Annotated in this window: 5 protein-coding genes and 1 pseudogene; 4 read left to right on the top strand and 2 right to left on the bottom strand. The window is 64.6% G+C overall.

The features are described 5' to 3' along the window. The first annotated feature begins 147 nt into the window (after window positions 1–147). The 4 genes and pseudogenes from ACFV8T_RS45210 (at window position 148) to ACFV8T_RS45195 (ending at window position 3309) form a co-directional block, all read left to right on the top strand. Window positions 148–564, top strand: coding sequence for a RacP protein (locus ACFV8T_RS45210; protein WP_385339662.1), 417 nt, complete (start codon window positions 148–150; stop codon window positions 562–564). Between the two features lie 54 nt (window positions 565–618). Next, window positions 619–1582: pseudogene (locus ACFV8T_RS45205) on the top strand (IS5 family transposase). A gap of 294 nt (window positions 1583–1876) precedes the next feature. Next, window positions 1877–2941, top strand: a complete 1065-nt coding sequence (locus ACFV8T_RS45200; RefSeq protein WP_385339659.1) for a hypothetical protein — start codon at window positions 1877–1879, stop codon at window positions 2939–2941. After that, entirely contained in the window at window positions 2905–3309 is a 405-nt protein-coding gene (locus tag ACFV8T_RS45195; protein WP_385339658.1) for a hypothetical protein, read from the top strand. Before ACFV8T_RS45200 ends, ACFV8T_RS45195 begins: the two co-directional genes overlap by 37 nt. A gap of 223 nt (window positions 3310–3532) precedes the next feature. Here the strand turns inward: ACFV8T_RS45195 and ACFV8T_RS45190 are convergent, their stop codons facing one another. After that, a complete protein-coding gene (locus ACFV8T_RS45190) occupies window positions 3533–4207 on the bottom strand; it encodes an acyl carrier protein (RefSeq protein ID WP_385339656.1) in 675 nt (224 codons plus the stop codon). A 91-nt stretch (window positions 4208–4298) separates the two neighbouring features. Then, window positions 4299–5015 (bottom strand): uracil-DNA glycosylase family protein, encoded by a 717-nt coding sequence (locus ACFV8T_RS45185; RefSeq protein ID WP_385339665.1) that lies wholly within the window; start codon window positions 5013–5015, stop codon window positions 4299–4301. Between the last annotated feature and the right edge of the window lie 223 nt (window positions 5016–5238).

The following is a 5238-nucleotide window of genomic DNA, read 5'->3' as shown; positions in this document are numbered from 1 at the left end:
TCCACCAGCTCGAACAACTCATCGCGCCGGGCGGTCAGACACTCGTAGAACTCTCCCCGGAAGCGTGACGCCTCCGCGAACGCTTCCCTCCGGACTGCATCTGGCAGCAGACTCACCCTCACGGCCTTCGTCTTGGTCACGTGCACCTTGGTCGGAGCACATGATCAGACGAAGGCCACCCCCAGGTCCGGCGAATCCCCAGGTGAGCGACTCAGTTCGAGACGCCGTTCGAGGCCGGAAGATAAAGAACAAGCTAAGCCGTCGCCCAGCCAGGCCCGCGCGGGCCTGGCCTGCCTGCGGGACATCATCGCCGAACACGACTGGCCGCCGCTGATCTGGACCAGGACGGACGGCTACAAGTTCTGCTCGGACCCCGCCGAGCTCCAGGCATACGAGGTCGCGGTCATCCGGGAGAAGCTCACCGAGATCCGCCGGTTCATCACCGGCGTCGTCGCCCCGCACGCCGCCCTGCAGCCGAAGGGACGATGGATCAAGCACCTGAACACCCAGCTCAGCTCAGTCGAGTCCACGCTCGACGTGATCGCCGACTACATCGACGCCTGACCGGTGGGGTCGGCCGCTTCGCGGCCAGCCCCACCCATCTTGGAGGGAGGGAAGTTGCCGCGGCGACGCTGCTATCTCTCCGACACCTGGGACGACGAGTGGGCACTGATCGAGCCGTTGCTGCCGACGCCCGCCTGCGAAACGAGGGCGGGCGGCCGTCCGGAGAAGCATCCCCGCCGGGAGATCGTGGACGCGATCAGATACGTGGTCGACACCGGCTGCAAGTGGCGGGCCCTGCCGAAGGACTTCCCGCCCTGGCGCACGTGCTACGGGTTCATGGCCCGATGGGCCGCGGCCGGCGTCGTCGGCCAGATCCGGGACCAGCTCCGAAAGCGCGTTCGCCGCGAGATGGGCAAGGCGCCCGGAGCTGTCGCCACCGTCATCGACTCCCAGTCGATCAAGGCCGCCGAGACCGTCGGTAAGGACTCCCGCGGTTACGACGCCGCCAAGAAGATCAACGGCCGCAAGCGGCACCTGGTCGTGGACACCAAGGGCCTGCCGCTGTTCGTCATGGTCACCCCGGCCGACACGACCGACCGCAACGCGGCCAAGGAAGTCCTGTTCCGGCTGCGGCTGATGCACCCCGAGATCACCATCGTCTGGGCCGACTCAGCCTATGCCGGACAGCTCGTGACCTGGGCGAAGACCTACCTGAACCTGACGATCAAGACCGTCAGCCGCCCGAAGAACACTTCCGGATTCGTCGTTCTGCCCCGGCGCTGGGTCGTCGAACGCTCACACGCCTGGGTCATGCACGCCCGCCGACACGCGCGCGACTACGAACGCCTCGTCCAGCACTCGGAATCACTCATCGCCTGGGCCGCGATCACGCTCATGACCAGGCGCATCACCCGCCGAAACTCCCGCAGGAGCGGTCAGCCGGGCTCTCGCGAAGCCCGCCGGGACTGACCAGGCGACGGTCACGGTCACCACCGCCGCCCAGAAGCCTCCCGACTCCGCGGACCTGGGCCGAATCTTCCCATCACGGCCCTGTTCTCCCGAAGCTACGGCGAAGTGACAAGCAGCTCTCTGTAGCGGATCTGGGGTGTGCTTGTCAGTGGTTTGGATCTTCCGGGTCTGTCGGGGGCCGTGCTCGGTGAGGTTGGTCCGATCATGACGACCGGAGGGGGCTTCTCCCTGGACGACACCGAGGCGGACCTGCGCGAGAATGAGCCCGACATAGACCAGATCCGTGCTGACCTCACCGCCGTGACCGGCATCGCGGCGCTCACCGACTTTGCCGATACGGTGCCGTATCACCTGCTGTTCACGTTGCCGCGGGGGGTCACACGGGCGCACCGAGGGGATCAATATGGCGACGATCACGGTGGACGTGGCAGTTCCCGACGCGCTGCGGCCGGTCGTGGATGTGGCAGCGTTGCCAGCGGCCCTCGGTGACGCGGGGCCGGCGTGGCTGGTGCTGTCCGAGGACGGACGGCTGGCGCGGTGGACGCCGACGACCGGCGAGGTGCAGGACGTGGCCCGGTATCGGGAGGAGAGGCTGGCGTCCGAATACGGTGGCGGCGTTCGACTGCGGCTTCATGTGTCTCGATGTGGCCGTTGGGCGGCGGTGGTTCAAGACCGCGGTCGGTACGGCACCGTCGTCGATCTCACCACCGGTTCGCCAGCGTTGAAGTTGGACGGCGGGGATTACTGCTGTGAAACCGTCCCGTTCGCGTTGGCGTTCGCCGAACACGGTGGCCGGCCGGTTGTCGTCCATCGCACTGACTGGAACCGGTTGGATGTCACCGATCTCGCGTCCGGCGAGGTGCTTACGGCGCGGGACAGCCCGGATAGAGATGAGGAAGATGCGGAGTACGACCTCGATTACTTCCACGGCGCGCTGTCGCTGAGTCCTGACGGGACTCGTGTCTACGACGGCGGTTGGGTGTGGCAGCCGTGGGGGATGCCGGCGGTGTGGAGCCTGACCGCCTGGCTGCACGACAACCCGTATGAGTCCGAGGACGGGCCCAGCTATGCGGTGTATCCCGAGGTCTCGGAGTGGAACTGGCCGGTGGTGTGGATCGACGACGGGCGGATCGCGGTGTATGACCGGGACGATGCCGGCAGCGGTACCGTCCACGTCCTCGACCCCACCTCGATCGAACTGCGCTCGCCGGGCGTCCGATGGATCAAGGCGGTCGCGACGTTCCCCTGGCCGGTCGGCGATTTCGGCTTTTTCACCGACGGAGAGCATCTGCTGATCGCCGACGAGGCCGGTCTGCAGGGCGTCGACATCACCAGCGGACAGCAGGTGTTCGCGATCGACGGGTTCCGCCCGGCGCGTCAGGATCGACATACCGGAACGCTGATCCAGGTCGGCAGCGCCAATGCCCGGTTGTGGACGCCGCCGGAGTGGACTGCGCGCGCTGGCTGAGCTGCCATTTCCCGCAGGGTGCCGAGCGGGAGAACATCCGCGAGTCCACACTGGAAGGGCTCGACACCGCCTCTCGCAAGGGCAAGCACGGCGGCCGGCCGCCGGTCATCACCGACGACATGCTGCACACCGTGCTGCGGCGCCGCGCGAACGGCGAGTCCTTCGAGCAGATCCAGCCCGACCTGATCATCCCCACCGGCAAGCGCAAGGGGCGCAACCCCTCGGTGGCCAGAATCTACCGAGCACTGGCCGAGCACGCCAAACGCAAGGCGTACCCCGAAGCTGCCGAGAAGGCCCCCGCCGACTTCGCCGCCCTCCAAGCCGGCGAAGTCCCCGGCCCCCGCCTGCTACTTGTCACTTCGCCGTAACTTCGGGAGAACAGGGCCATCACCACCGGAAGGCCGTCAGCGGAACCGCTGATGTCGCCGCCGGAGCAGCCCAAGCCCGCCCCGTTCGAATCCTGACCTGGGACAACATGACCTGTCGCAGTGAAGGTTGAGCGATTCTCAGCGAAGGTTGAGTGAGGGGCCCGGCTGATCCGGCCCTTCTTGCGCCGGTAGTGCCGCTTGGTGCGGCAGGCGGCTGAGCACGTCAGGCGTATCTGATTCCTGCTCGGCTCCAGGGGGCTGGCGCATTCGGAACAGGTTGTCGGCTGTTGCCTGGGCGGGTTGCTGAATCGTCGACGGCGGTAGGCGGCCTGGCAGCAGCGTTGTGAGCACCAGCGTCCGCGATCGCAACCTTTTCCAAGGAGCTGATGCCGAGTTCCTCATACAACAGGGCACCAGACTCGATGTCTTCCTTTTCCACTTCAAGGACAGACGCCACGATCTCTCGCAGCCTGTCGCGCACTATGTCGATGGGTTCTGCATCGCGCACCGGCGAGGGTCCTTTCCGTATCTTCGTAGCCGAGAAATCACATACGGACATGCCCGTTTCCAGGTAGAACTGCTCCAGCTCAGTCCCTACTATGTTGACATAGAGGCCTGTGTCGACATAGACGCTGTTGACCAGTGTGGCCACTTCGGGCTGCGGGAGCTGGTGAAAGACCCCGGTGGCGTACAGTCGCGTTCCCTTGTTGTCAACAACCTCGCTGAACTCCTTGAGCCCGGCGCAGAACTCGCCGACCCTGTCTGCCAGCACCTCGCCGGTGAGGCTGTCTCCAAACGCGAGCCGCTCCCTTTTAAGTAGCTTCAACTCGCCGCTCTGGAAGCGGTAAACGCTAACGCGTTCCGAGTCGAAGTGGACCAGGAACCTGACCTCTGTCACCAATGTACTGTTCTCCTTCTCGTTCCAGCGCGTTGGGAGCCCACGGCCTTCGTCGAATCAGCTGAGAGGAGCGTTCCGGAGGACGCCACGACTAATCGCCTTCTCCGAGCAGAGCGCTGAGGTACTTTTCGGCGAATTCTCCCTCTCTCTCCCGATTGTATTGAGTGATGAAACGCGGGTGCTCCAAGGGAACGATCCTTTGGAAGAAGCGCTGGCCCTCGTTCATCTTCGAGAGAAACTTGAAGTTCTCGCCACTGCCAATGCAAAAGCACACCGAGGTGTCAGTTCCGAATGCCAGCTGGCGTTCCAGGGTGTCCACGAGGAAAGAGCGCAGGAGCTCCAGCAGCTTCTTGTTTTCATAGTAGTTGCAATTGACCTCGTTTCCCTTGGGGTTCGTTCTCACCAGCCCAAGAGGGCACACAAAACTCATGGCGAAGTCGGCATAGAACCTGTCGCGGCCCCCGTAGCGCCTGATGACGTCGTGCAGAAACCCGGCGGAAGGCCGGCTCACCGCATAGCCGTCGACATCGACTCCCGTTTCGCTTTCGAGGAGCTTGGCATCTTCGAACGGGACCCCGGTCACGGCCGTGCCGCGTCGGGCGGGCGAGCTCCCCAGTACCAGACGGCGCGGCTTATGGTCGTCGTAGTACTTGTGGTAGAACGCAGTCGTCACCTCGCGGACACGATCCTTCTGGGGACCACTGAACGGATTGATGACCGTGAATCCGGGAGGCAGTTCAAGCGTCGTTTCCGCGAGTTCCTCGTTGAACTGCAGGATCCGATGGGCAACAGTCGTTCGCCCGTTCATTGCAAAAGTCCTTCCTTCACGCTGGCCACTCTGGACAGTCCGGTCGCACTTGGCCGTCTGCGAGTCAGCCTTCCCGCAGATCTGATGGGACGTCGCGAACGTGGCCGGCTGGAGGGGCGGTGGAAACGCTAACTTGGTCTTTAACCTGTGCGGCGTGGACGTGGGGTCGTTGACTTCTTCGTCCGTCGCTTCGAGGGGCCTGGTTTGCCGACTGTGTGGACGT

Origin of the sequence: Streptomyces sp. NPDC059832, from assembly GCF_042731715.1 — a bacterium.
Taxonomy (GTDB): Bacteria; Actinomycetota; Actinomycetes; order Streptomycetales; family Streptomycetaceae; genus Streptomyces.
This window is presented reverse-complemented; position numbering and strand designations above follow the sequence as displayed.

What these genes read in the sequence shown, in the direction of transcription:
- ACFV8T_RS45200 (WP_385339659.1), top strand. Translation starts at nt 1,877, where the DNA reads ATGGCGACGATCACGGTGGACGTGGCAGTTCCCGACGCGCTGCGGCCG.
- ACFV8T_RS45185 (WP_385339665.1), bottom strand. Translation starts at nt 5,015, where the DNA reads ATGAACGGGCGAACGACTGTTGCCCATCGGATCCTGCAGTTCAACGAG.